This is a genomic window from Actinoplanes oblitus (assembly GCF_030252345.1).
In the GTDB taxonomy this organism is placed as follows: domain Bacteria; phylum Actinomycetota; class Actinomycetes; order Mycobacteriales; family Micromonosporaceae; genus Actinoplanes; species Actinoplanes oblitus.
The window spans coordinates 2,983,046-3,008,163 of the sequence record NZ_CP126980.1 but is presented as its reverse complement, the minus strand read 5'-3'; the positions used below and the strand labels follow the sequence as shown (position 1 = coordinate 3,008,163).

Here is a 25,118-nt window from a genome sequence, read left to right as displayed (position 1 = left end):
CCTCGTCCGCGCTCATTGTTCAGCGGGGTCCCTTCCCTCCGGCGGACGCTCCTCGCCCGGCGCGGCCCTCTCCCTTCGCGCTCGCTCGGCTTTGCTTCCGAGCAGGCGGGCGAGACGTCGCCGTCTCGGTAAGGCGGGCGACGGCCCGGACTCCCCGATGGCACGGGGGCTGGCACGGGCCGACCAGGCCGCGACCACCGCGTCGGCGTCCAGCGCCGGCAGGATCACCGGCGGCCCGTCGAGGTGACCACGCCGCGCCTTGCCGATCCGCACGTTCAGCTCCGCCACGTGCTCCCGGACCGCTCGCTCGGTGTGCAGCCGGTCGACCACCGTCTCCAGGTCCTCCACGGCCCGGCGCAACGCCAGCGTCGGCGGGATCACCCCGGCCGTCGCGCCCTCGCGTCGCAGCCAGTCCTTGACCCACCAGTCCTCGTCGTACTCCCCGCCGTACCCGGCGAGCGGCTTGCCCGCGCTGGGCAGGGTCTCGAACTCACCGCGCTCGGTGGCCTCCCGCAACTGCCGGTCGATCGACGACTCGTACCAGTACGCGCCCATGCCAATGAGGCTAAAGCTCCTAAGAGGGCGTCCGATCCCGACATATCCGTACAATGGGGAAATTCGAGTTACTCAGCGCCAGGTTTGGGGGGGATTCTTCGGTCAGTCTGAGCATGATTGTGCTAGACATCACCCATTGGACCATCGCCACCGAACGCTGCGGGAGTGCCTCGTAGTCGCGGACCAGGCGACGGTGCTGCATCAGCCACCCGAAGGTCCGCTCGACCACCCATCGACGCGGAAGGACATGGAACCCCTTCTCGGCACGGCGTGGCACCACCTCGACGTCGATGCCGAGTCCTGCCCCGTGGCGCAGCACCGTGTTCTGGTAGCCGCCGTCGACCCAGACCTTGCTCACCGTCGGATGCTCGGCAGCGAGGGTGCTCAGCAGGCCCTTGCCGGCGGCCGAATCGGATACCGACGCCGCCGTGACCACGACCGCCAGCAGAAGTCCGAGGGTGTCGGTGGCGATGTGCCGTTTGCGTCCTTTGATCTTCTTCGCCGCGTCGATGCCCTGCTCGGACTCCTTTACGTTGCAAGACGTTTTGACGCTCTGGGCGTCCAGCACCGCAGCGCTCGGCTTAGCATCTCGGCCCTTGGTCTCGCGCACCTGAGACCGCAGAAGATCGTGGATGCGAGCCGTTGTGCCGTCGGCCTCCCACTTGGCGTAGTAGTCATAGACGGTTTTCGCTGGCGGGAAGTCGTGCGGTAGGCACTCCCATGCCATGCCGGTCCTCGCTACGTACAAGATCGCGTTGACGATCTCCCGTAGATCGTGCACCGGCGGCTTGATCCCCAGGCCCCGCCGGGCCTCACGCCACTGCACCAGCACGGGCTCGATCAACGCCCACCGGGCATCCGACAGGTCCGTTCGATATGGAATTCGCTCCATCCCCATGCCTGACCAACGAACGATCACAGCCGATGACGTGCGCAAACGTGAACTATCCCCTTAGAGGATCAGACGCCCTCTAAGAGGATCTCCGACCGGGTCCAGTTGATCAATCTGCGCCAGCAGATCAAGACGCCGACGGGTGCTCATGAGGCTGTCGTGAATGTCGAGTCGGCGTTTCCAGCGAACGGCAGCCGGCGCAACTGATGGAGCAGGATGAAGGTCTGGTAAAACGACCTAGCGCAGCCCGCCAAGGCTCCCGATTCCGGCGGCCCTGGACTTCGGGACGATTGGTCCGGTGCCGCGTTCGCAGCAGGCCTGGCGGAAGGTTTTGCTGCTGTAGGCTCTGCCGACCAGCCCGCGCCTTGCTCACGACTGCCGAACGAGCTCGATCTTCACCTCACGATGATGATCAACTCCGATTCAACAGATCATGTTGGCGAATTTTCTCAAGCATCCACCAAAAGGGGCTTGCCGAACGCCACGGAGCGCAGTGAAGAAATTGCCATGCCCGCCGGCGCCTAGATTGACGACAAAATCCCCGAGCTGTACTGATCCTCGCCAGCCAGCGATGACAACCATCAATCAGCTGACCAGACTGCATTGGGGATCTAGGCTTCTAGATCGCGGCACGGTCGACTCCGATTCAGGAGTCTCCCTCCAAACCCTAAGACATTCGTCAGAAATGATCAACGTCGCTGGAAGGTGGGCGTACCATCTGCTCCCCTCGAGCAGCACCGACGAAACCACGCCACCAATTGAACATCGCCCCGGTTTGCGCAGCAAACCGAACCCATGGAAGCTGAGCCACTAGCCGATATGTCACGGGTGCTGGCAATTCTGCCAGCAACATCTGCAGCGGTCGTGGCGCATCGTCGCCGCTCAAGCCAAGCCAGGCGAAAGCTGCCCCCACCCGCACACCAGCAGGCGCTTCGCTATTTGACCATAGCGATTGCACCCACGCTGTCGATTCATCAATACGGCCACATTCGCGGTCATGCTGCGCAGCGGCAATGACGAGACTCATCTGCACAACCGCGTCGGCCTCGGTTTCGAGCCTCGCCTTGATGATCTCGGAAATAATTCCGTCCGCAGGCAAACAAGCGGCAATCACGTAGGATGCAGTCTTTCGCACCGCCGGATCCGCATCATCAAGTCCGGCCACCAGCCGTCCCCGGTTCCGCCCTATCATCATCCGAACCGCCTCGACAGACCAATTCGCCAGATATCCGGATTGATCGAAAACAGCGAATGGAAAAGTTACCTGCAGAAACACCTCACGATTCGGGATGCGAGCACTATCGAGACGTGCCAGGTCTCCAACCAGCTGCAAAACGCTGGCGCGCGCTACGGATCTATTGGCATCCGCAAAGCGAATCAAGGATGCCACAACATAGGCTCCGAAAATACGAGTTATGCCATCACTGCAAGTGAGATACCGAATCCTCTCGACACACTCAAATAAGGGTCCATCTTCAGCGGAAGACAATCCTTGAAGGGCATCAAGAATTTCCGGCAGTACCTGCGCAGCCCCAGGCGTCCCGCTCCAGGGAAAATCTTCTATTTCTGATGAGGCGCCCTCGACAAAAACTATCTCACGTACGTCGAAAGCCGGCCCCCACCCATCAAAGGTTGAATCCCTTTCCCAGTCGCCTTGAGTCATTCCCACACCGAAGCTCCATAGTCGCAGCTGGCCGACTCACGCGCTTCGGCAAGAGGCCGTGGCGGCAGGTCACACTTCACTCTAACAGACCTCTCCCGTAACGGGTCGGGGCCTTGATTGGGCCAGGGTACCAGATATCCATACTATAGCCTGGCGGCAGAATAGCCTCGGTGTTCTGCATACATCCCTTATCGTAACCATCGTATGGACATGGCCCTCTCGGGTGATTTATGACAACATTGAAATGGGTACCTGGAAGCCTTCTAGAGTTCACTCGAATCAACCAGGCGAATTTCGTCTCCACATCCGACGAGGCCGGATATAACGCTTGAGGAGGGACACCGTTGGTATTCGCATGCTGGTGAAGATAGCGACTCGCCGCCTGCGCGGTGGAGCCTTTCATGTCTCCACTTGTAACCTCCCAGAAGTCAATAGGTCCTCCGTAGATGTCCTCGTCTATCAGGTTGCCATCCTGATCAAAAAGACGCCCCGTCGTCCTATAATCCCCTTTGATATCTTCGAGGGCATCAGTGACGAAATCAGGGCTATCACAAACCCACATGCCGCCAGAACGGGAGCCGTCGGTGCGCTGATATGCCCCCTGAAAGCAGTCGTCTTCACTGGGAAGGGGCTGCGATGAGATAGAGCTTGCATCGGCAGACGGGTCTTCACCGGGCGCGATATTCTGCTGAGCCTGCTGACCAGGCGCTCGATCAGCATTTCCTGTTGCGCCTGTAGCCTTGACTGGCCCCTTGGACCTTCCCTTAGCCTTCTGCTTTGGCTTTTCGGGCGCATTGCCAGACACACAACTAGCAGTTTTTCCCGCGGCAAGCCCGAACATCGACTGGTAAAGAACTGAAGCTGTCGCGCCAACGGCGAAGGCAACAGTTCCTGCCGCATTCCAGAAGGTCTTGTTCGTAGCGACGCTCTTTATATCATTCCAAGCGTCACTCGCATCATAAGTGGGAGGCTCGTAAAGGCTACCCCAGGACGAAGAGCCGCCGGTGTACCCGCTGCCATTGTTGGAGCTAGTGCTTGAGCCCCCGCTTCCTGCGTCCGCGTTGCCACTGGAAGGGTTGGAGCCGCTACCTCCGTTTCCACCGCCGCCACTGGTATTCCTTTCGACCGGAGGCCCGATGGCTTGCTTCCGGAGGGGCGACAGCCAGAACTTCCGCCAGTCTGGGTGCAGACCCGCATAGATAGCCGCCTTCATGGCAGCAACGGTGGCGTTGTACGTACCGCAGGCATCGTGACCGGTGGGGTCAGCGTGACTTAACGGGTCATCGTTGCCGTAGGCATACGGATTCGCGTTGACTGCTGGCGTCGGCGGATTTTGCTGTGTGTCAGCGCTGGTGAAGCCGCCGGTTCCCGGGTTGTACCAGCGAGATGCGGCGTTAACGAAGTTCGTAGTGGGATCAGTCCAGCCGCCCTGATAGCCGAGGTTGACTCGAGTGCCCGCCGCGTTGGTGACCTTGCCGTATGGATCATAAGTGGCCGAGCTGCTGAGACTAGTCCCGTCCGCGGCGAAGGTGCCGGTGACGTCGCCGTGCTGGTCGACGTTCAAGAACGATGCCGTTCCACCGACCTTGGCCGACAGTGGAGTACCGCCGACGGTGCGCCCGAAGATCTGCGTGCCGTCATTGACGACGTTGTTGGACTGCCCCTGGTAGTTGAATGTCCTGGTCGTGTTGCCGTCGACTCGGGTGGCTACTCTGCCGAGCGCGTCGTAGTCGTAGCGAGCTGCGCCTGCAGTGATCTGTTGGTCGAACGCGTCCGAAGCGATAGCAGTGGTAGTGCTGCCACTAGTGATCGCTGAGGTGGTACCGCGACTGGTGTAGCTGTAGGCCGTGTTAGTTGACCCGGTGGTGGCTGAGGTGAGCTGCGAGCGGGCGTTGTACGTGTAGCTGGTCGGCCCAGCCCGAGTCCTGTTACCAGCAGAGTCGTAGGTGTACGGGGTGGTTACGGCTCCGGCAGTCCAGGAGGCAAGTCGGCCGGCATCGTCGTACGTGTAGGTATTGCTTCCGGCTCCGGCAACGCCGGCGGTGGTTTTCGAGGTGAGGTGCCCAGCGTCGTCGTAGCCGTACGCAACGGAGGCCATGATCTCGCCCCCGGCGTTCTTCAGCACGTCGGTCTTGAGCTGGTGCAGCGGATCGTAGGAATACGTGCGCGTGGGTCCGCCGTCGCCGTAGCTGACACCAGTTGCCTGGCCGACTTTGTCGTAGGCGAAGGTGACAGTCTTGCCAGTAATCGGGTCCGTCTGGCTGGTCTGCCGGTTGGCGTCATCATAACCGTACCGGGTAATTCCGGACGGGTCGGTCTGGCCGATCAGGCGACCGGCGTCGTCGTAATTGAAGGTCGTGTCCCAACCAGCCATGCTGGCGGTTCGCATCAGGCCGCGATCACCGTAAGTGTAGGCCGAGGTGCTGGTCGGGTCGGTGGCTGTAGTGAGGTGGTCGGCGGCGTCGTAGCCGTAGGTCCGCGTTTCGGTGACGGCTTCGGCGCCACTACCGCTTTCGGTGATGAGCCGCCCGGTCTTGTCGTAGGTGTAGGCGATGGTGACGTTGCCCGGTCGGGTGATCGAGGTTTGTCGGCCGCCGACGTCGTAGCGCAAATATGTGGTGCGATCAGCGGCTGCCGTCTGCCCTGCCACAGCCGGCACCATCGTCGACTCGGGAAGTCCGAGGTTGTTGAAGGTGTAAGTGGTGGCGTTGTTGTTCGGGTCGGTGTAGCGGGTGGTATTGCCGTCCGCGTCATAGCCGAAGGAGGTGGTGATGGTCTGACCTGGGGTGCTCGGCTGCACCTGGCTGACGATGCGGTTACGGGCGTCGTAGGTCGTGGTGATGGTCTTGCCGAGCGGATCGGTCGTCGAGGTTTGGTTGCCGGCGACGTCGTAATCGAACGAGTTCGTGCGCAAAATCTTGCTGTTGGCGTCCTGCTGGGCGGAGCTGGTAAGCCGTCCGGCTAGGTCATACGCATAGGTGGTGGCGGTGCCGTCGGCTGCAGTCGTTCTAGTCGGCTGGCCGGCGTAGTTGTAGTCGGTCGTTGACTCGTTGCCGAGCGCGTCGGTTTCGGCGGTGAGCAGATCGACACCGTTGTAAGTACGGTGGACTGTCTTGCCGAGCGGATCTTTGACACTGGTCAGATGACCCGCCGCGTCGTACCCGTAAGAGGTGGTGTAAGCCGCCGGCGGGGTACCGCGTTCGATCTGGGTGGCGGTGACCGTCTGGCCAAGGGCGTTGTAAGTAGCCTCGCTACGTGCTCCGAGCGGGTTGGTCACCGAAAGCGCTTCACCAACGGTGTCGTAGGTGATTCGGGTGGTACGGCCATCTTGCAATGTTTGGGTGACCCGGTTGCCGAGCTGATCGTACTGGTAGGACTGCTCGTTTCCGAAAGGGTCGGTCTGAGTGATCAGCTGACCCAATTTGTCGTAGGCATAACGGACTACCGGGGTGACTGTGGTGCTCGTGCCAGGCGCGGTATAGGCCGCCCAGGCGCTAGCAGTTAGCCGACCGCCAACGTCGTAGGTGTTCGCCTGGATCTTGCCGGTTGGGCTCTTCGTCTCAACCTGCTCACCGAATGTGTTGTAACCGGTCAGCACGGTGGCCACGGCCTTAACGGCGGTGCCGCCTTCGTTCTCTGTTTTTACCGGTGGGCTGCTGACTGCAATCTGCCGGCCAACCTCGTCGTAACGATAGCTGGTAGTGAAGTCCGAGGGTGTCGCACCGGTCAGGTTGCCCCGCGGATCGATTTGAGAGGTGAGCAGGCCACGTTGATCGTACGTGTTTTTCGTGGTGATTGTCTGGGCGCCGGTGTCAACCGAGCTGGTGGCCAAGCGTCCCGCGGTGTCATAGGTATAGATTCTTCTGCGAGAGTCGGATGCGCCCGCACCCGTCAGCGTTTGGGTGAGCACGTTGTCGTTGTTGTCGAACGTGCTGGTAATGCTGGTCTTCAAACCCGCCGGGTCGATGACGGTGCCGGTGATCCGGTCGGCGTTGTCGACGGTGTAGTTGACCTGCCGGGCGCATCCAGCATTGGTGGCGTTCAGGCATTCGCTGATTAGATGCCCGGCAGCGTCGTAGCCGTACCGTGCGGCGACAATGGCGTCGGGTGTGCTGGCGGCCTTAGTGACGGATTCGAGACGGTCATCGTCGAAGTAGGTATAGGCCGTGGTTCGGCCCATGGCGTCGGTGACCGAGGCTAGCCTGCCTGCCGGGTCGTAGGCACGTGATTCCAGGACGAGATCGTTTGCCGTACTAGGCGCGTTGGGGTCACCAATCCAGCCGGTCAGTGTGGTGGTAAGCACTTCCCCGACCCCAGAGTAGGTATTGCGGTAGACATTCCCGTCTGGCGTGGTGCTTTCGGTGTTCCAGCCGTTGGTGTCGTAGCTGTGCCGAGTAACATTCCCGAGTGGGTCGGTGAGCGTCTCGATCCGGTTGCCCGCGTTGTAGGTAAAGCTGGTGCTACGTGGCGCGTCCAGGCCGGACTGGCCCGGAACCGAAGCCTTGATTGACGTGATTCTGTCGTCGACGAAGTCGGGGTCGTGGGCGAGGTACTGGTCCTCGAGTTGTCCCCAGTCCTCAGCAGCCTGTTTGGTGATGTTGCCGTCGACGTCGTACTGCAGGATCACATGGGGCGTGTGTGTTCGCTCGGTCACGGCGTCCGTCGTGGTCGGCCCGAGCTGGGATGTCAGTCGATTGCGATCGTCGTAGTTGAATATGGTTCGGACACCGTTGGGATAAGTATCCGAAGTTACAGTGACCTGCTGAACAGTGCTGCGGAGCGCGTTGTACAAATACTCTCTCGTGAGCCCAGAAGCCTCGACAACCCGACGCAGCATGCCGAACTCGTCGTAGCCGTATACGGTCTTCTGCCCACGGGGGTCGGTGACCGACTCGAGCAAGCCAGGTTCGGTCGTTTTCACCGCGCTGTCAAAAGTCTTGCTATCAGCAGTTGTATAACTGTAGGTGGTTTTACGGCCGTTGGGCGCCTCAGTTGTAGGCGGTGTTATGACCGAAGCGACATCACCAGTAGCGGTGTAGGCATAGGTGGTGCGATATGTGGTATTTGCAGCCCCGGAAGTCCCGGCACGTGCATCAATCTTTGTCAGGATTTTGCCGTTGCGCGGATCAGCTAGGTTTGCATTGTCCCAGTAAAAGGTGTAATTCGTTGTTTGACAAGATTTAGCGGTTTGGCAGGTCGTTTCTTGAACCGCATTGCCATTCTTGTCGAACACTCGGCTGATGGAATGTCCTGCCGGGTCGGTAATACCGACCCGGTTGCCAAGAGTGTCATAGGTGTACGCCGTCGTCTGCCCAAGAGCATTAGTGACAGCGGTGATACGCATGCCGTTGACCGGATCCATGGCGACCGTGGAGGTTGCATTATTCGGGTCGGTGATTGTAACGGTGGTGGTAGGCATCGGGCTCATCGCCGAGCCCTTCGCCTGAAACAGGTAGGCCGCCACGCCGGGCGTAATCTGGTCAATGTCCAAGCTATAGACAGCGACCTGAGCAATGTCGCCATTGAACCTGCTTTGACCGGCGGTTGCAGGACGGGACGGCCATCCACCTCCGAGGTAGCCAGCGCCGACGGCGACAACGTTCTGAGCGGCAGCGTTCGGGCGGGCGGCGCTGCCCGTCCGGGTACCCTGTGCTACCCCATCAAGCCACAGCTTCTGCGTTGCACCAGCCGCCGTGATCAACGCCATATGCCAATTGCCGTCATTGACTGCGGCGAGTGAGGTGATCGGCGAGGCGGTGCCGTCGTATTGCTGGCCGCGCAGCTTGCCGTCGGTCCCGATGTAAAGCAGCGGAGTGAAGTATTGCGGCACGGTGTCGTTGATCGGGGTGTTCTGGTACGAGAAAAGGACTCCACCGGCAGTTTTGGTTCGGAACCACAGACCGACTGATGCGCTGGTGTTGACGTCGACGGAGCCTGGCGGTAGCGATAGGTATGAGGAGGAGCCGTTGAAGGATGCTGCGGTGTCACCATCGTCACCGAAGATGCCGGGAACGCCGAGAACCACATCGTTGTAGACGCCATCCTGATGATCATCGGTTGACGGGTTGAGGCCCAGCAGGTTGCGAGCAACCGTGCCGGATTCTTCGTTCAGCGGATAGCCGAGGATCGGCCGGGTGCTCAGAACGGCACCGCGGTAGTAATTCGTTGAGCCGGACGTCGATGGAAGGCTGAATCGGGTTGTCCCACCGTCTCCAGTTGTCACGGAGTTCACCCGATCGGCAAGTGCGTCGTACGTGACTACAGCAGCGGTCTTGCCTGATGGCAGTTTGGCGGTCACCAGCTCCCGAGCCGCCGTGATTCCAGCGGCGTACTGCTGCTGAATCGCCGGCAGACCAAGCGGCTTGTTGATGTAGAAGACATCCTGGATCTGCCCAGCGAACCAGCCAAGCGAGTTATTGGTCGGGCATGCCGCCCAGCCGCCGGCGCATCGGCCCGCGCCCACCGTAACGTATGGCTGACCCGACGAGGCAATCGTCGCACCACTCAATGACGCGGCTTCCGCACCGTCCAAGTACAGCTTCTGTTTGGTGGATGCTCCGGCCAGTACCGCATAGTGCCACTTACCGTCGTTGACTGCTTTCGTGGTGACAGCTTGTGGGGTGGCACTGCCGTCCCAGAATTTGCCGTGGAGTTTACCTTCAGTGCCGATATAGAGAGCCGGCGTGAAAACGGGAGCTGCCGTACCGGCCGGTTGGCTCTGGTAGCTGAACAGCGTCCCACCAGCCTGAGTGGTCTTGAACCACATGCCCACCGTCATATTGCTACCGGAAACCAGGTCGTTCGGCAGGCTCATCTTGGAGCTGGTGCCGTTAAATGCTGCGGACGTAGCCGGAGTCCCCGGTAATGCGCCTGGCTGGCCGAGCGTGACGCTGGTCAACATCGCATCGAAGGTGCCAACATTGGCAGCGACCTGGTCGACGGCGCGAGTAGTCCCCCCAGCATCAGTCAGGCGCCAGTAGCCAAGCGGGGACGCGTCGGTAACCATCGCCGAGAAATGCGAACCGGAATTACTTCCAGAGGTATACGAATAACCCGTGCAGGCGGCGCCGTTGTCCGGTGGACACACCGACGTAAGGTTATTTGCAGCGTCATAACCATACGTCCACTCCCTGACCCGGAATTTGCCGCCCAGGCCATACTTGAGTGTCACTAGGCTGACCTTGCTGACATGCGGGGCCAGGGCCATTCTGCCCGAACCGGTGACAATGCTTGCGGCACCCCAACTGAAGTCCAATTCGTTGCGCGAGCCGAACGCACCGCGTTTTTCTGAACCACCAATAATGGAGCTGGGCAGCAACATCGATGCCGTTACCCCGTCCGCGCCAGCCACCTCGAACGTGTCGTACGACAAAGAAACGGCGCGCCCGTTTCCGTCCACAACCCTTTGTAGGCTGACATAGGTTTGGCCGGAAACAGAATCGACGCGCTCGTTTGCAAACTCGTAGACAAGACCAGACGGGTCCCTCAACTGGTAGTGGCCGGAACCCGCAGGGGTTTGTACGAGTTTCTGTCGTGCACCGGGCGGCGACGTGTAACTGCCGTCCGCGTTGAGTCCGAAACGCTCTTCGCGGCCGTTCGGCAAGACCACGACTACACTGCTGGTGCCGTCGTTATCAGGGATCAGTCGCGAGTCGAGCAGCGAGGACCACCCGGCGCCGAAAGCGTTCTCCAGCCTGGGATCCATGCTGTTGTAGGTACGCCGGATCTCGAGCTGTTGCGCTGCAAGCCCTGCAGGCGAGGAAGCGTCGACGACCTCGGTGGAATAGTTGCCTGCGGTCGCTGATGCGCCGTTGACAGTCGAGCTGGCCGAAGCTGCACCAAGGTGGCTAGTCACCAAGGGCTGCGGCGGTGCTGGAACGCTGAAGTAGCCGGGCTGCGACCACGCGGAGGCCGTAGTGCCGTCAGTGACCTGGGCACGCCAGTAGTAGGTGCTGCCCCAAGATAGTTTCCCAGCCGGAACAGTCCAACTCGCCGAAGTGGTTGTTCCAGAGGTGGCGAGAACCGTGGCGGAGCCGTTGATGTAAAGGTTATAGGTATACTTCAGCCCAGTGTTGGGATAGGCGTCGACGTCATGGGCGGTCATGTACAACTTCGGCGTCAGCGAATATTGAGTCGAGTTGTTGTACGGGAACAATGAGTCGATGACCGGCGGATTGTTAACGACATCCAGCGCGTAACAGGCTTGCGGGATTCCAAGACCAGAGAAGTACTGACCGTTGTGCACCATGTCCCAGCAAACCTGGTAGGTCTCTCCAGGAGACAGCGCCGGCAGCGTAGCCGTTACCGTGACTGAGGTGTTCGGTGCCACATTCCTAGGCATTGCGGTCAAGTAGTTCGACGTGGAATAGAGGGTACGCGCACCATTAGCGACGGTGTAAATCTGGTAGCCAAGTTTGTAACCGTTGGTCGGTGTCCAGGTGGCCGATCCTTCGTTTTGGATCGTCACCTTGGCCCAACCGGTCTTATTATTCCATGGCGATGCATACAGGGTCTCGGAGTACGACGCACCAGCGCCATCCGCAGCGTATTCGATTGCCAGGTAAGCGTCGTCCGGGTTGAATTCCTTCCACGCTGTCGCCGTATACGGCGCGGTGATCGCAAGCCCGTAGTTCGGGGCCCAACCGTGAGCCCAGTTGGTAAAGGTCCGTGGCTTCAAGGCGATACCTGCCCAGACCCGGCCGTTCTGGCAGTTAACACCACCCATGAAGGTGCTGCTGCCGATAGCCGTCCCGCTGGACGGGCCGGGATAGGACTTGAGCGTGGCCGGATTCCAGGAGGAAGTGACGGGAGCAACGCTGACTGGCGCTGCCTGGCAGAACCCGGCACTGGTGTCGCCGAACTCAGTGTCCAGATACAGGTTGGCGTTGAGGATGTAGGCATTCTGGAACTGCGTGGCAAAACCGTCAAATTTAATGAACGAGTTGTAGTTGTGCCCGTCGTGCGTACCAACATAAAGGGCATTGTCACTGCTAAAGTTCTCGTTGACGCCGGACTTCACGTAGGTGCTGTCGGAGGTGGTCCTCTGCCCGGTCGGATTCGTCACCGCTGCGGCCAGCGTGGTTGCCGAGGCCGCCTGGGTCGCCGATCCTGTGAGTGCCTTGTCTGGGACCCATCCGCCAGCACTGTCCGGTCGGTTGACTGCGGCGCGGTGGATCTCTGCGGTGAACGTGCCATCAGTGTTCTCGAAGACGGTCGTGGTCGCAGTGCTCAGGTCAGGCCGGTTGCGGCTCCTCTGCCTGCTGAATGCACGGGCTTTTGATTGAGGCACCGATTTGGCAGCCGGGTCCTCATGCAGAAGTGAGCCAGATGACACGGGCTTGCGTTTCGGCTCGTGCAGCGTGACCTCCGGCACGGCCCCGGCCGGGCGCGCGACCTTGGCGCCAGGAGCGACCTTGGCTCCTTTACGAGGCGCAGTAGCAGCAGCCGTCGTACGGTGCGCCTTATTGGCCGCAGTTCCGTACACCTGGTCAGGGGTATCCGGGCTGCCCGACGGGGCATTTGGCGACGCAAGCGGCGCGGCAACTACCGCGCCTGGCTCCATCGCCAGCACCAGGCACGATGTCAGCAGGAATGACAGCCCAACTCGGATGCTGCGAACGCTACCGCGCACGTCGCTCACTCCCCCATACGGCCGAAGCCTAAGTGACGCCTAAGTGCCCGCCACTTGGCCGCAAGAAGAGTCCCGCACGGCAGACTGCTCGCACTTTGCCATTTGCGGATCACCCGAGGTCAACCTCGGGTCAGTGATGAAAATCACTTTGCTGCGCCCATCCGAAAACCTTTATGTTCACCTGATGCACCCACGCTTCCGCCTGGCGGCATGGGCCGCAGTCGCGCTTATGGCAGTCCAGGTGAGCGGACATCCTGCGATGGCACACCCAAGGCCTAGCGGTCACCGTGACCCCTTGAATCCCTCTTCCCATCAGTGGCCGCTAGACGATCAACACTTCGACGTCAAGCGCCTATGGCCGCTGAGCACCGGCCATAAGGTCACAGTTGCCGTCATCGATAGCGGCGTTGACGCCCAGCACCCGGACTTAAACGGCCGAGTCCTAACAGGTGCAGACTTCACCGGTCAAGGCACCAGCGGCCGGGTGGACATCTCGAGCACCGGGCACGGAACAGCCGTCGCCAGCATCATTGCCGGCACAGGCAACGGCCCCGACGGCGTCGTAGGCCTCGCACCCAATGCGATGATCCTGCCGGTCCGTATCTCCGACGATCTGGCTAGCTCCCCGACAGCCGAGGCACAGGGCATCGCATATGCGGTCGACCACGGTGCCAGGGTAATCAACATCTCGGTTTGCTCACCGATCGCTAATCCCCAGGTCAGGGCAGCGATCGCTGATGCCATCGGGAAAGATGTCGTTGTGGTCGCGGCTGCCGGGAATGAGGGCTCGTCCACCAACTTGCCGCAGTATCCAGCCGCCTTTCCCGGCATTGTCGCGGTCACCGCAACCGATGAAACGGGCCACCTTTGGTCCGATGTTTCGTCCGGCCCGTACCTGGGGGTCGCCGCACCCGGCGTCAACATCTACACCGCCGGCCGGGAGGGATCGCGCACATCGATGACTGGAACCAGTTTCGCTGCCCCTCAAGTGTCGGCTGTAGTCGCACTGCTGCGCGCGAAGTACCCGGCCGAGACGGCGAATCAGATCATCGCCCGGCTCACGAGTACTGCTCACTCCCCCTCGCCGGGACGCAGCCAAAATTGGGGATTCGGGCTCATAGACCCCTACGCGGCACTGACGACCCCGGAGCCTGCATCGTCGGCCCCAAATCCCTTAATGGACCCGATTGCAGCCGCCGAGCCCGCGGTAAGTGAGCCTCAGACAACCTACTGGACCGTGTGGGTCGCTGCTACCGCAGTTGTTCTTCTGACGGTTGGAGCCTTGGCGTTCATCCGGCGAGGACGCAGCGCAGAATCCAAGGGGCGACCGCAACCGCGTCGCTAACGACCTCGACCTAGGTCGGAACCTTCCTGCATTAGGCTTCCTGATCGGCGGCGCGGTCGGCGGCTTCGCGCCGCCTCGGCAGGCTCACCGGAGCCGACTCGGCCGCAACCGCCGGCGAGCCGAGGCGCAGTCGCGGGTCGAGCACGCGCAGCACGGTTCCGAGCAGCGCCGCGATCAGCACGGCCATGGCCAGGTTGATCAGCACCTGCACATATCCGAGGTCCGTGACGTCGGCGAACGGGTAGGAATACCAATCGGTGACCACACCGTGCGCCAGCGTGTAGCCGATCCACAGCGCCGGCCAGAGCGACGCCCAGGCCAGGGTCCGGGCGTCGATCCGCGGCCGCGGGCCGAACAGCAGCCAGCCGAGCAGGGCCACCCACGGCGCGATGTAGTGGAAACCCAGGTTGGCGAGATAGGCCGCGCCGTGCAGCTCGACCTGCCCGGCCAGGATGGTGGCGTAGACGATCCCGGTGATCACGATGCCGAGCAGCGCGTCCAGCCGGATCACCCGCCAGACCCGCCCGTCCCGGCCATGTTTCACGGGCTGGCGCGACATTGGCGATCAGCGCCGGCACGGCTTCCCGGCATCGCATAGATTCACGAAGACGTACGGTCACTGCCGAGGGAGACACCCGTGTGCCGCAACATTCACCAGCTGCACAACTTCGAACCCCCAGCGACGCCGGACGAGGTGCATGCCGCCGCGCTGCAGTACGTCCGGAAGGTAGCCGGCTCCACCCGCCCGTCCCAGGCCAACCAGGCCGTCTTCGACCAGGCTGTGGCCGCGATCGCCGCCGCCACCCAGGAACTGCTGGACGGCCTGGTCACCACCGCCCCGCCCAAGGACCGCGAGGTGGAGGCCGCCAAGGCCCGGGCCCGCGCCGAGAAGCGCTACGCGTCCTGACCCCCGGGCGGCCTCATCGCCCCGGTTCCAGCACCAGCACCGCGCGGACGTAGAGCAGGTCGAAACCGCGGCGCTGGGCGTTCTGCTGCGACGCGGAGCCGGGCTGGACGGTGACCACAGCGATGTCGCAGCCGGCGGTCGCGGCGTCGGCGAGCCGGGCCGCCAGCAGGGCGCTCTGGATGCCACGGCGGCGGAACCCGGGCGCGGTCCCGGCACCGGTCAGCTGGGCGACGCCGTCGGTGAGGTGCATGCTGCCGCCACCGGCCGGCACGCCGTCCAGCCGGGCCAGGTAACGCCGGACCAGGCCGGCGGCGTCACGCTCGGCGTTCTCCAGCACCTCGCGCGGGAATTCCTCCTGCCACGGCACCCCCTGAGCGTCCGGGTGCAGGGACGCCTCCACGACCACGTCCAGCCAGGTGTCGAGTTCGGCATCGTCGCTGGGGCGTACCTCGACCCCGGGCGGGGTCACCGGGCCGGCAGCTCCTCCGCCCAGGGCGTGGCCCAGGACGTTCTCGACGGACACCAGCCGGTAACCGCGCTCGGCCAGCAGCTGGAGGACCGCGGGGTCGGCGAGGCTCGCGACCTCGGCCTGGACCGGCGCACCCCGAGCGGCGTACGCCTGCTCGACCGCGTCCAGGGCGGCGGGGTCCGGCGGGCCGGCGAACCCCAGACCGGCCACTTTGTTCAGTGGCGAGTCCGGCTCGGCGTAGCCGGCGACCCCTCCCCCGATCGGCATGCGGAAGCCGCGCCGATCGCCGCGGCGGCGAGCGGCGGCCTCGCCGCAGGCGGCGATGAACCGCGCCTCGGCTCGCTCGATGCGGCCGGCCAGCGTGACATCGCAGAACAGTGGCGTACGGGCGGTCTGCTCGTTCATCGGCGCTCCTCGAGTTCGAAGACGGGTTCGCCGGCTCGACCCACCGGGCCGCCCAGCAGCAGGGCGAGCGCGATCACGATGGCCGCTCCGCCGGCGATCTGCGCCGGGGAGGGCCGGTCGCCGAGGAAGACGACGGCGGTCAACGTGCCCACCACCGGGGTCAGGTTGCCCAGTTGTCCGGCGCGGGCCGCCGGCACGCGGGCGATGCCCCGATTGAACGTCACGCCACCGACCACACCACAGCCGACCACCGCGAGACAGGCCAGCCACCCGGCCGGGCCGGCGGTGTCCAGCCGGGTGCCGCCGGTGGACCAGGACACCACCAGGAACGGCACCACGCTCAGCGCGCCGCCGGCGTTCTGCCAGGCGCTCTCGCCGAGCCCGTCGCCGGTGTTGAACCGGCGGGTGGCGACCAGGTAGAACCCGACCGCCACCACCGCCAGCAGGACCAGCCCGTTGCCGAGCGTCGTGTCGGCGCCGGACGGGCCGCCGGGCCGCACCGCGACCATCGCCCCGCCGGCCAGGCCGAGGGCCATCGCCCCGGCGGCCCGGCCGGTCAGCCGTTCGCCGAGCACGACCACCGCCAGCAGGACCGACAGCAGCGGCTCGGCGGCCAGCAGCAGGCTGCCGCTCGACGCGCTCGTGCGGGCGAGGCCCAGGTCGCCGAAGAGGAAGGCGAGGCCCGGCACCAGGACGCCGATCAGCATCTGCCGCGGTGCGCCCGGCCACCGGAGCCGCCCGCGGACGGCCGCGGTGACCAGCAACGTCACCGCCGCGCCGCCGACCTCGACGGCCAGCAGGTCGGCCGGGCGCACCGCGCGCAGCGCGACCACCGAGAGGGTGGTGCTCACGCCGTACACCGCGGCGGAGAACAGCAGCGTGGGCTCGCCCGAGCGCCATCCTGTCCAACCCACCATGTCGACCTCCCCTGACCGGCCGCGCCGTCGCGGCCCGGCAACCACTGAAACCGTTACACCGGTTACCGACAGGAGCAACCGATTAACCCTGTACGGTGGTTACATGGCACTCCCGTCCCCCCGGCCCGAACTCGGCGACGAGGAGTTGCTCATCGCCGTCGCCAACACCGCTCATGCCGAGGCGGACGAGTTCACCGACGCCGCGTCGGTGCGCGACTGGTGGGGCGGGCTGACCGCGTCGGCGGCCGAGCGGGCTCCGGTGGCGCCGGAGGGCGTCGCGATGCTCCGCGCCCTGCGCCGTCTGATCCGCGCCCTGGCGCTGCGCAACAACGGCCTCGAGCCCGATCCGGGCGACACCTCGGGCCTGGACGCGCTCTCCTTGCGGCTGGACCTGAGCGGTGCGCCGTCGCTCCGCGCGGACGAGCCCGGCGACCTCGCCCGGGACGTCTGCGCGGCGACCGTGGCGGCGTTGCTGCGTGCCAGCGCCCGGCCGAGCTGGCCACGGATCAAGGCCTGCCGCGGCGAGGACTGCCGGTGGGTCTTCCTCGACGCCTCGCGAAACTCCTCCCGGCGATGGTGCGCCATGGCCGACTGCGGCAACCGTGCCAAGATCGCCGCCTTTCGCACCCGCCATCGAGGCGGGCCGGCGCGCTCAGTGCGTCCCGCGCCGCACTGACGCGCGGCGCGGGTACGCCGTCTACATCGAGCCCATCCGGCGTTCGAACGCCGCCGGGTCCGCCCGCCAGGCCTGGTGCCCGGCCTGCGCCATGGGATCGGGGAAGATGTTCTCCGCGCCCGCCTCGACCCCGTCGAGGATCGCGGTCGCCACACTGGACGGTGTGGCCTTCGGCATCGCCATGCCGCGGATCATGTCGGTGTCCACGGCTCCCGGAAAGACCCCGTGCACACTGATCTTGCGATCGAGCAACTGGGCGCGCAGCGCCTGGGTGGCCGAGGCAGCGGCGGCTTTGGCGGCGCTGTAGCCGCTCATCGCCGGCACCGCGCCGAAGACGACCAGGCTGAGCATGGTGACGATGGCGCCGCCACCGTTCCGCTCGATCACCGGGACGAACGCGCGGGTTGCCGACAGCGTACCGATGAAGTTGGTCCGCAGGTCCACCTCGATCGTGGCGAGGTCCCCGGTCAGCGGGTCGGCGAAGCCGAGCGAGCCGCCGTTGTTGATCAGCAGGGTGGCGTCGGAGGCCACCCGCGCCGCTCGAGTGACCTGTTCCGGGTCGGTCACGTCCAGCCTCAACGGCCGGACCCGGTGGTCGCGGGCGACCAGGTCCTCGACCGTCTCGGGCCGCCGGGCCGTCGCATAGACGACCGATGCGCCACCGGCCAGGAGCGCTTCGACGAGGGCGCGGCCGATCCCGCGGTTCGCGCCGGTGACGACGGCGATACTGCCGTTCACGTGCATGGGAGTCTCCTCAGAGCGATGGATGCCGGGTTCACCCCACCACCGTCGCGCCGGTCACCGGGTCCACCCAGGGCTCCGTCCGACCGTCGTTCGCGCCGACCGTAGGTCTGACAGAACCACGTTGCGGCGACCGGCCGGAGCCATAATCGCCGCATGGACCGGCGCACCGAACTCTCCGAGTTCCTCCGCACCCGCCGAGCCCGGATCGCTCCGGACGCCGCCGGCGTCGTCGCGTACCACGGGCGGCGACGGGTCAGCGGACTACGACGCGAGGAGGTGGCCCAGCTCGCCGGGGTGAGCGTCGACTACTACGTACGTCTCGAGCAGGGACGCACCACCAACGTCTCCGAGGCGATCCTGGACGCCGTCGCCCGGGTGCTGCGACTCGACGACGGCGAACGGGCTCACCTGCTCCGTCTGGCCCGGCCCGGCCGCGAGTCCCGCCGGCCGGTCCCACCGCAACGGGTGCGACCCCAGGTGCGCCATCTGCTCGACGCGATGACCGACGCCGCCGCCTATGTGGTGGGACGCCGCACTGACGTGCTGGCCTGGAACACCCTCGGCGCCGCGCTGATCGCGGACTTCGCCACGCTGCCGGTCCGGCAGCGTAACTTCGCCCGGCTGCTGTTCACCGACGAGGACGCCGCCCGGGCGATCTTCGTGGACTGGCCGGCGAAAGCGCGCGACCTGGTGGCCTTCCTCCACGTCGACGCCGGACGCCGGCCCGATGACCCGCAGCTGGCCGAGCTGATCGGCGACCTCGCCATCCGCAGCGAGCTGTTCCGGCGTCTGTGGGCGCAGCACCCGGTGCACGACAAGGGCCACACCGAGGCCAGGCTGCGCCACCCGATGGTCGGCACGATGGACCTGTCCTACGAGGCGCTCCGGATCCCGGGCGACCCCGACCAGTTCGTGGTGACCTACAGCGCGGCGGCCGGCTCCCCGGCGGCGGCGGCCCTGCGTCTGCTCGGGTCACTGCACGCCGACCGGCCCGCTCGCAGGTCCGCCGCGCCCGATGGAGCCACCACCGCCGATCCCTGGTCATGACTCCCCGACCGGTGAACGGTCGCACCGGTGACCTGGCCGCCATCGAACCGCGGCCCTCGGCCACGTCGACGACGTGGGTCGTATCATCGGCACCAGCACCACTGCGGAGTGAGCCCGTCGACCGGAGAGGACGGACCTCGTCAGGAGTCGCCACGGGCAGCGCGGTGGCGCTGGTAGTGGCGTGCCGCCCGGGCGCGGTTGCCGCACGCTGCGGAACACCACTCGCGCCGGGGATGATCCTTGACGAAATAGAGCACGCAGCCGGGCGCGGTGCAGGCGTTCAGCACGCCGTCGGGTTCGGTGAGCAGCGCGATGGCCTCGACCGCCACGGTTGCCAGCGCGGCGGCCGGGTCCGCGGCAGGTGCGGCGGGACGGCGGCGGAGCCGATCGCCGACCAGGTCCAGGGCGTCCGGCCGGACGGCGGCCGCCGCCTCGTTGACCACCCACACGGCGACCTCTAGGTCCGGCATCGCGGACCGTGCCGTGGAGCGGGAATCCGCGGTTCGCAGGGCCGCCAGACGTCGTAGCGCGTCGCGCAGGCTGATCGCGGCTCGCAGGCCGGCGGCCGTCACGACGGGATCGGCCGGCAGAAGATCCGCTGCCGCCAGCCATCGTCCGAGGTCGGCCGGGGTCCCGAGGGCGTCGTGCACCCCGCCGCGGTCGGCCCAGACGGTGTTCATCAGGCGGACCGGCCGCGGTTCGGACGGCAGCAACAGCACCGTGCTCACGTCCGCAGCGCTTCCCTCATCCATTTTCTAACGGTAACACCACCTTGTCACCGTGAGAACTTGTCTGCTACAACTTCTAACGGCAAGCGACCACGCTTCCCGTTAGAAGAACTCATCGCACCGAGGAGCAACCATGAGCACCCTCCCCCTGATCGACCCGGCCACCGCCACCGGCAAGGCCGCCGATCTGCTCGCCGCGGTGCGGCAGGGCCTCGGCGTCGTCCCGAACATGACCAGGGCGATGGCGAACGCCCCCGCCCTGCTCGACGGCTACCTCGCCCTCTCCGGCGCGCTCGGCAGGGGAGCGCTCAAGGCCGCCACCCGGGAGCGCCTCGCCCTGGCCGTGGCGCAGGACAATGCCTGTGACTACTGCCTGTCGGCGCACTCCTACCTCGCCGAACACGCCGCCAAGCTGTCCGCCGACGACATCGCCGCCGCACGCAAGGGCGACAACGACGATCCGAAGACCGCGGCGCTCCTCGCCTTCGCGGTCAAGGTCAATGCCACCCGTGGTGATGTCAGCGCCGACGACATCGACCCGGTGCGGGCGGCCGGGGCCGGCGACCAGGAGATCGCCGAGGTGATCGGCCATGTCGCGCTCAACGTGCTGACCAACTACTTCAACAAGGCCGCCGCCGTGGACATCGACTTCCCGGTCGTGACCGCCTAGCCCGGCCTTTCCGACCGGCACCTTCGCCAGCAGGGAGAGTTCTCGTGCACGTCGCTGCGCTGTGGCGTTACCCGATCAAATCGCTGTCCGGGGAGGAACTGGAGCAGGCCCGGCTCACCATCGACGGTGTCCACGGCGACCGCCTCGTGCACGTCCGGAACCATCGGGGCCCGCTGACCGGGCGGACCCGGCCCGGGCTGCTCACCCTGCCGGCGAGCACCGGCGCGGACGGTGTCCCACGGGTGGCCGGCCACCCGTGGGACACCCAGGCCGCCGCCGCACTCGTCCGCCGGCGCGCCGGGGACACGGCGGGACTCCGCGCCTACGCCGGTCCGGAGCGCTTCGACATCGGCAACCTGCTCGTCGCGACCGACGGTGCCGTCTCCCGTTTCGGGCACGACGTACGCCGGCTCCGCCCCAACCTTCTCCTGGCCGGCGTCCACGCCGACGCCGAGGCCACCTGGCCCGGCCGGGCGCTGCGGATCGGCGATGCCGTGATCGGCTTGCACTCCCTGCGGATGCGATGCGTCGTGACCACCATCGACCCGGACACCGGCCGTCAAGATCTCGACGTGTTCCGTCGCCTGCGCGGGGAGTTCGGTGGCCGGCTGGCCCTCAACGCCTGGGTCATCGCACCCGGCACCGTCCGCGTCGGCGACCAGGCCCGGCTCGTCGACACCGACGCCACTCCGGACCACCTGGGCGGCTGGATCGTCGGCGCACCCTATCCAGAGTGATCGGCCCAGATCGCCGGCCGGTGGCCCGCACGGCGCCCCGGCGAAGACGTCCACCTGGCCGCCGCCGCTCTCCGGCAGCCATACCGGCGTGGCGCCGGACAGGCCGGATCCGGCCTGAGGTGGAAGCCCGCGCACCGGGCGGCACGCATTTTGGCGGTGCCGCGCGGTCCCGCTGCGGCACCGCAGGTCGACCGATCGCGCGCCGTGTCCAGCGGCCCTCTCGCTCGTTGGGCCTACATCGTCCCCGTGGTCCGAGGTAGGAGCATCGATGCCGCGCGAGACCCAGGAAACACGAGCTCCGGCCGACCAGGAGAAACCCAGCGCGGCAGACCGGACGGACTCTCGTCAGTGGAGTTGGCCGGTGTTCCTGGTGGTCACCGCTGTTGTCACCTTCCCGGCTCTGGCCGTCGCCGATGAGGTCGGCATTCTGGACGCACCACTGATCGCCGGCCTGTTCGACACGTTCGACAAGGCGTCCTCCCAGTGGGGCACGCTCGTGGGGATCGGCGCCCTCCTGTTCGCCAGCGGCAGTTGGATCTGGGTGCGGCGTACGCCCGATCGGCGTCAGCTCAACGTTCGCCGTCCTGTTTGCAGCGGATTGGTCGCCGGCCTCTGTATGGCGGTCGTGGTCGGCGTCGGGATGCGGCTGGCGGAGCGGCCGTCAGCCGGAGCCGCATCCGGGAGAACCGGCATCACGGAGAGCGCCGGCCAGGACAGGCCGGACACCTGGACCGATGATCCGCACGTCGAGCGCGTCTTCGAGTTCCCGATGCGGGGCGGTCACGCCTACGACCTCGACGTCGATCCCGGCCGGGCGCCGGTCATCAACGGCGGCGGCGACGCGGTCAGCGACGATCTGTATCGCAGCGGCGGCGAAACGGAGCTGATCGCCTGGCAGGTCTACGCGCCCCGGGCGCCGAAACGCGACAAGAATCCAGCGGCCTTCCAGGTGATGGATGAGCAGGCCATGCCCGCCGACTGCGGGAAGACCGGCGCGGTCGCCACCCGCGGTGACTCGTTCGATGCCACGCTCACCAAGGTGGGCGCGCAGGCATGCGTGACGACCTCGGAGGGTCACCGATTGATGATCATAATGTTGAGCCGGCCGCGGGACGGGGACCCCTTCCTGCGGATCAGAGTGGCGGTGCTACGGCCACGATGATGCGATGCGGCGGCTGCGCCACCGGGCGAAGTGGGACGCCGACGCGGTGCATGCCGATCTGGGGCAGGTCGTCGTCGACCGGTTGGGTGACCCCGACGGCGTTCTGGTGGTCGACGAGCCCGGCGATCTGAAGAAGGACACCACGGGGCCGGGCCATGCTGCCGGCGATGACTCATGTGCAGGCCGCCGCCGTCCGGAACGCGTCGTACTTCGCGACGACATCGTCGTGGTCTGCCTTGAGGTTCTCCCGCGTGGTCGAGTCCAGCGTGCCTTGGGCGATCTGCGCCCGGGCGATGAGCACCTGAACGTTGTAGCCGGTGACCTCTCGCTTCAGCTCTTTCGACGCCTGGTCGTCGTAGGCACGCACCACATCGGCGAACGCGTCCCCCGCCCCGATCGCCGCATCGACGCCGCGCGCGGTGAGGGACGTGTTCATCTTCGCCCATGCGGTGTAGACCTTCTTGATCGCGGCGCACTGCGCCCGGCTGCCGGAGGCAACACTGGACGAAGCCGGGGTAGCCGCAGCGACCGACGTGGCCCCGGCTGACGGCGAAGCAACGGCCGAACTCGCAGTAGCGGCCAGAGAGCTCGGAACGGCCGCCGCATCCGAGGAGTCGGTCTCGGAGCCGCAAGCCGCCAGCAGAAAAACGGTCACGGTTCCGGCGATGACGGAGCGCATGTACATCGCCGGAGGCTACAAGATGACCTAGCAGATGATCGAATCGTCAGCGTCAGATCAACGGGTATCACCGCGGATGCCGGCCCGACTGGCGCAGACATCCCCAGGCAACATCGGCACCACGAAAAACAGGTTCAGCGCAGGCATCATGTGTCGCGCTGGGAGACAGACTCCGCGCCGGACCGGGAACGCGGTACCACCGGAGCCGCCTGCGCCGCGGCCTCCGGCGCCCCCGCCGGCAGCCGCCTGTCGAGCAGGCGCAGCGCGGTGGCCAGCACCGCCGCGATCAGCACCACCATGGACAGATTGATCAGCACCCGGGCGTACCCGAGCGTCGTCACGTCGGTGAACGGGTAGGGGTACCAGTCGGTGACCGCGCCGTGCGCCAGCGTGTAGCCGATCCACAGCGCCGGCCAGAGCGACGCCCAGGCCAGGGTCCGGGCGTCGATCCGCGGCCGCGGGCCGAACAGCAGCCAGCCGAGCAGGGCCACCCACGGCGCGATGTAGTGGAAACCCAGGTTGGCGAGATAGGCCGCGCCGTGCAGCTCGACCTGCCCGGCCAGGATGGTGGCGTAGACGATCCCGGTGATCACGATGCCGAGCAGCGCGTCCAGCCGGATCACCCGCCAGACCCGCCCGTCCCGGCCGTGATCACGGGCCAGCGCCACAGTGGCGATCAGCACCAGCAGATTGCTCTGGATGGTGAAGTAGCTGAACAGCCGCACGAACCGGGTCACCGCCGCCTCGTGCACCACCGGACCGGCGTGCGGCGCGGTGTCCGTCGCCGTCAGCACGATCTGAGTCAGCAGTGACGCGAGAACGATGAACGCCAGCGTGCCGTGCCAGATGCGCGACTTCATGTTCTCTCCCGGCGCCGTCGTCGATCACCCTTGATGATCTTCGTGCTGATCTTCCGCGGCAGCGTAACGCAGGTCAACGGGCCGGCGGGTCCGGGCAGTCCCCGACCCGCCTCCCGGAAGACCGGCAAACGACCCGCTCTGGCACGGACCGCCGGCCGAGCTCCCCGGCGACCCGCTGCGCGGCGGATCGGCCAGGGTCCGCTTCAGCTCGCGGACGGCTTGCCCGGCGCGGCGGTTTCCGGCTTGCGACCGGCTTTCGCGTACGCCAGACCGGCCAGCACCAGCGCCAGCAGACCGGCGATGAGCCCGGCCAGCGCGAGGCCCTTCCCGCTGTCCGAGTCGTCGTCAGCCGTTTTCGCGGCCGGCGCCACCGCGCCCGCCGAAGGCGCGGCACTGCCGTTCGCGGCCGGCACGATCTTCAGGACCGGCGCCGGGCTCTCCGGCTCGGTGCCGTCCGCGGTCGGCTCGTCGATCCAGCGCACCACGTTGCCGTCCGAGTAGGTCTGCAGCGCCTTGAACACCAGCTGCCCCGACTCCGGCAGCGCGCCCATCGACACGTCGAACTCCTGGAACTGCCCCGGCTTGATCTCCGAACCCTTCGCCGCGGTCCAAGTGATCTTCGAGACCGCCTCGGTGATCTCGGTGTCGTGCGCCTTGATCGGCGTGGCCAGCTTGCTCTTCACCGCGACCGCGGTCCAGCCCGGGATCGGCTTCACCGAGACCGAGGCGACCGGCTGGTCGGCGGGGAGGTTCACCTCCAGCTTGGTCGTGGCGGCACTGTCCGACTCGTTCGGCACGCGGAACGAGACCTTCGCGTATCCACCGGCGGTGGCCGTGCTCGGGTTGACCGTCACGTGCGCCGAGGCCGGCCCGGCCAGCGCCAGGGTCAGCAAGCCGGCTGCGGCAACCACCACTGCGGAACGCTTGAGCAGCGACATCGTTGGGGGAACCTTCCGTCGTATCGTCGCCCGCTGACGGGCACGCTCCTTGGTCGGCCCGATGATCCGGAAAGTTCCCGCGGATCCCGGCGT

At 65.7% G+C, this 25,118-nt stretch carries 19 protein-coding genes; 7 read left to right on the top strand and 12 right to left on the bottom strand.

From position 1 onward, the window contains the following. Positions 1 to 12: 12 nt before the first annotated feature. From Actob_RS13440 to Actob_RS13425, 4 genes are all read right to left on the bottom strand, one after another. Complete coding sequence (locus tag Actob_RS13440; RefSeq protein ID WP_284920494.1) at positions 13 to 555, bottom strand: DnaJ family domain-containing protein; 543 nt, start codon at positions 553 to 555, stop codon at positions 13 to 15. A 19-nt stretch (positions 556 to 574) separates the two neighbouring features. Continuing rightward, the gene (locus tag Actob_RS13435) at positions 575 to 1,447 is read right to left on the bottom strand and encodes an IS5 family transposase (RefSeq protein ID WP_328518443.1); all 873 of its coding nucleotides are present in this window, start codon (positions 1,445 to 1,447) and stop codon (positions 575 to 577) included. 679 nt (positions 1,448 to 2,126) lie between these two features. Continuing rightward, positions 2,127 to 3,116: a hypothetical protein gene (locus Actob_RS13430; protein ID WP_284920492.1), complete on the bottom strand. Its 990-nt coding sequence runs from the start codon at positions 3,114 to 3,116 to the stop codon at positions 2,127 to 2,129. A gap of 70 nt (positions 3,117 to 3,186) precedes the next feature. After that, on the bottom strand, positions 3,187 to 12,750 hold the full coding sequence (locus Actob_RS13425; protein ID WP_284920491.1) for a LamG-like jellyroll fold domain-containing protein: 9,564 nt from the start codon (positions 12,748 to 12,750) through the stop codon (positions 3,187 to 3,189). A 286-nt stretch (positions 12,751 to 13,036) separates the two neighbouring features. On the opposite strand from Actob_RS13425, the gene mycP reads away from it, so the two are divergent. Further along, complete coding sequence (gene mycP / locus Actob_RS13420; RefSeq protein ID WP_284920490.1) at positions 13,037 to 14,086, top strand: type VII secretion-associated serine protease mycosin; 1,050 nt, start codon at positions 13,037 to 13,039, stop codon at positions 14,084 to 14,086. A 31-nt stretch (positions 14,087 to 14,117) separates the two neighbouring features. Here mycP and Actob_RS13415 read toward each other — a convergent pair whose 3' ends face one another. Continuing rightward, the gene (locus Actob_RS13415; protein WP_284920489.1) at positions 14,118 to 14,645 is read right to left on the bottom strand and encodes a Pr6Pr family membrane protein; all 528 of its coding nucleotides are present in this window, start codon (positions 14,643 to 14,645) and stop codon (positions 14,118 to 14,120) included. Between the two features lie 78 nt (positions 14,646 to 14,723). Between Actob_RS13415 and Actob_RS13410 the strand changes: the two genes are divergently transcribed. Then, complete coding sequence (locus Actob_RS13410; RefSeq protein WP_284920488.1) at positions 14,724 to 14,993, top strand: DUF2277 domain-containing protein; 270 nt, start codon at positions 14,724 to 14,726, stop codon at positions 14,991 to 14,993. A 13-nt stretch (positions 14,994 to 15,006) separates the two neighbouring features. Here Actob_RS13410 and Actob_RS13405 read toward each other — a convergent pair whose 3' ends face one another. Continuing rightward, positions 15,007 to 15,867: a GNAT family N-acetyltransferase gene (locus tag Actob_RS13405; protein WP_284920487.1), complete on the bottom strand. Its 861-nt coding sequence runs from the start codon at positions 15,865 to 15,867 to the stop codon at positions 15,007 to 15,009. Then, entirely contained in the window at positions 15,864 to 16,784 is a 921-nt protein-coding gene (locus tag Actob_RS13400) for a DMT family transporter (protein WP_284920486.1), read from the bottom strand. Before Actob_RS13400 ends, Actob_RS13405 begins: the two co-directional genes overlap by 4 nt. Before the next feature lie 103 nt (positions 16,785 to 16,887). On the opposite strand from Actob_RS13400, the gene Actob_RS13395 reads away from it, so the two are divergent. Then, positions 16,888 to 17,460, top strand: coding sequence for a CGNR zinc finger domain-containing protein (locus Actob_RS13395; protein WP_284920485.1), 573 nt, complete (start codon positions 16,888 to 16,890; stop codon positions 17,458 to 17,460). Between the two features lie 21 nt (positions 17,461 to 17,481). Here Actob_RS13395 and Actob_RS13390 read toward each other — a convergent pair whose 3' ends face one another. Further along, positions 17,482 to 18,204 carry an SDR family NAD(P)-dependent oxidoreductase gene (locus tag Actob_RS13390; RefSeq protein WP_284920484.1) on the bottom strand — a complete coding sequence of 241 codons (723 nt, stop codon included), beginning with the start codon at positions 18,202 to 18,204 and terminating at the stop codon, positions 17,482 to 17,484. A gap of 153 nt (positions 18,205 to 18,357) precedes the next feature. On the opposite strand from Actob_RS13390, the gene Actob_RS13385 reads away from it, so the two are divergent. Beyond that, positions 18,358 to 19,251: a helix-turn-helix transcriptional regulator gene (locus tag Actob_RS13385; RefSeq protein ID WP_284920483.1), complete on the top strand. Its 894-nt coding sequence runs from the start codon at positions 18,358 to 18,360 to the stop codon at positions 19,249 to 19,251. A 140-nt stretch (positions 19,252 to 19,391) separates the two neighbouring features. On the opposite strand, the gene Actob_RS13380 is transcribed toward Actob_RS13385, so the two are convergent. Further along, a complete protein-coding gene (locus Actob_RS13380; protein WP_284920482.1) occupies positions 19,392 to 20,003 on the bottom strand; it encodes a CGNR zinc finger domain-containing protein in 612 nt (203 codons plus the stop codon). Positions 20,004 to 20,112: 109 nt separating this feature from the next. On the opposite strand from Actob_RS13380, the gene Actob_RS13375 reads away from it, so the two are divergent. The 3 genes from Actob_RS13375 (at position 20,113) to Actob_RS13365 (ending at position 22,548) form a co-directional block, all read left to right on the top strand. After that, positions 20,113 to 20,649: a carboxymuconolactone decarboxylase family protein gene (locus Actob_RS13375; protein ID WP_284920481.1), complete on the top strand. Its 537-nt coding sequence runs from the start codon at positions 20,113 to 20,115 to the stop codon at positions 20,647 to 20,649. Between the two features lie 44 nt (positions 20,650 to 20,693). Continuing rightward, positions 20,694 to 21,386 carry an MOSC domain-containing protein gene (locus Actob_RS13370; protein WP_284920480.1) on the top strand — a complete coding sequence of 231 codons (693 nt, stop codon included), beginning with the start codon at positions 20,694 to 20,696 and terminating at the stop codon, positions 21,384 to 21,386. 268 nt (positions 21,387 to 21,654) lie between these two features. Beyond that, positions 21,655 to 22,548: a hypothetical protein gene (locus Actob_RS13365; protein WP_284920479.1), complete on the top strand. Its 894-nt coding sequence runs from the start codon at positions 21,655 to 21,657 to the stop codon at positions 22,546 to 22,548. A gap of 172 nt (positions 22,549 to 22,720) precedes the next feature. On the opposite strand, the gene Actob_RS13355 is transcribed toward Actob_RS13365, so the two are convergent. From Actob_RS13355 to Actob_RS13345, 3 genes are all read right to left on the bottom strand, one after another. Then, positions 22,721 to 23,233 (bottom strand): hypothetical protein, encoded by a 513-nt coding sequence (locus tag Actob_RS13355; RefSeq protein ID WP_284922558.1) that lies wholly within the window; start codon positions 23,231 to 23,233, stop codon positions 22,721 to 22,723. Positions 23,234 to 23,373: 140 nt separating this feature from the next. Next, positions 23,374 to 24,087, bottom strand: a complete 714-nt coding sequence (locus Actob_RS13350) for a Pr6Pr family membrane protein (RefSeq protein ID WP_284920478.1) — start codon at positions 24,085 to 24,087, stop codon at positions 23,374 to 23,376. 203 nt (positions 24,088 to 24,290) lie between these two features. Then, positions 24,291 to 25,025 carry a YcnI family copper-binding membrane protein gene (locus tag Actob_RS13345; RefSeq protein WP_284920477.1) on the bottom strand — a complete coding sequence of 245 codons (735 nt, stop codon included), beginning with the start codon at positions 25,023 to 25,025 and terminating at the stop codon, positions 24,291 to 24,293. Positions 25,026 to 25,118 lie beyond the last annotated feature (93 nt).

Excerpts from the sequence above, each read along its gene's own strand:
- Actob_RS13440 (WP_284920494.1), bottom strand. The coding sequence starts at position 555 with ATGGGCGCGTACTGGTACGAGTCGTCGATCGACCGGCAGTTGCGGGAG.
- Actob_RS13435 (WP_328518443.1), bottom strand. The coding sequence starts at position 1,447 with ATGGAGCGAATTCCATATCGAACGGACCTGTCGGATGCCCGGTGGGCG.
- Actob_RS13415 (WP_284920489.1), bottom strand. The coding sequence starts at position 14,645 with ATGTCGCGCCAGCCCGTGAAACATGGCCGGGACGGGCGGGTCTGGCGG.
- Actob_RS13405 (WP_284920487.1), bottom strand. The coding sequence starts at position 15,867 with ATGAACGAGCAGACCGCCCGTACGCCACTGTTCTGCGATGTCACGCTG.
- Actob_RS13400 (WP_284920486.1), bottom strand. The coding sequence starts at position 16,784 with ATGGTGGGTTGGACAGGATGGCGCTCGGGCGAGCCCACGCTGCTGTTC.
- Actob_RS13395 (WP_284920485.1), top strand. The coding sequence starts at position 16,888 with ATGGCACTCCCGTCCCCCCGGCCCGAACTCGGCGACGAGGAGTTGCTC.
- Actob_RS13390 (WP_284920484.1), bottom strand. The coding sequence starts at position 18,204 with ATGCACGTGAACGGCAGTATCGCCGTCGTCACCGGCGCGAACCGCGGG.
- Actob_RS13385 (WP_284920483.1), top strand. The coding sequence starts at position 18,358 with ATGGACCGGCGCACCGAACTCTCCGAGTTCCTCCGCACCCGCCGAGCC.
- Actob_RS13380 (WP_284920482.1), bottom strand. The coding sequence starts at position 20,003 with ATGGATGAGGGAAGCGCTGCGGACGTGAGCACGGTGCTGTTGCTGCCG.
- Actob_RS13375 (WP_284920481.1), top strand. The coding sequence starts at position 20,113 with ATGAGCACCCTCCCCCTGATCGACCCGGCCACCGCCACCGGCAAGGCC.
- Actob_RS13365 (WP_284920479.1), top strand. The coding sequence starts at position 21,655 with ATGCCGCGCGAGACCCAGGAAACACGAGCTCCGGCCGACCAGGAGAAA.
- Actob_RS13355 (WP_284922558.1), bottom strand. The coding sequence starts at position 23,233 with ATGTACATGCGCTCCGTCATCGCCGGAACCGTGACCGTTTTTCTGCTG.
- Actob_RS13350 (WP_284920478.1), bottom strand. The coding sequence starts at position 24,087 with ATGAAGTCGCGCATCTGGCACGGCACGCTGGCGTTCATCGTTCTCGCG.
- Actob_RS13345 (WP_284920477.1), bottom strand. The coding sequence starts at position 25,025 with ATGTCGCTGCTCAAGCGTTCCGCAGTGGTGGTTGCCGCAGCCGGCTTG.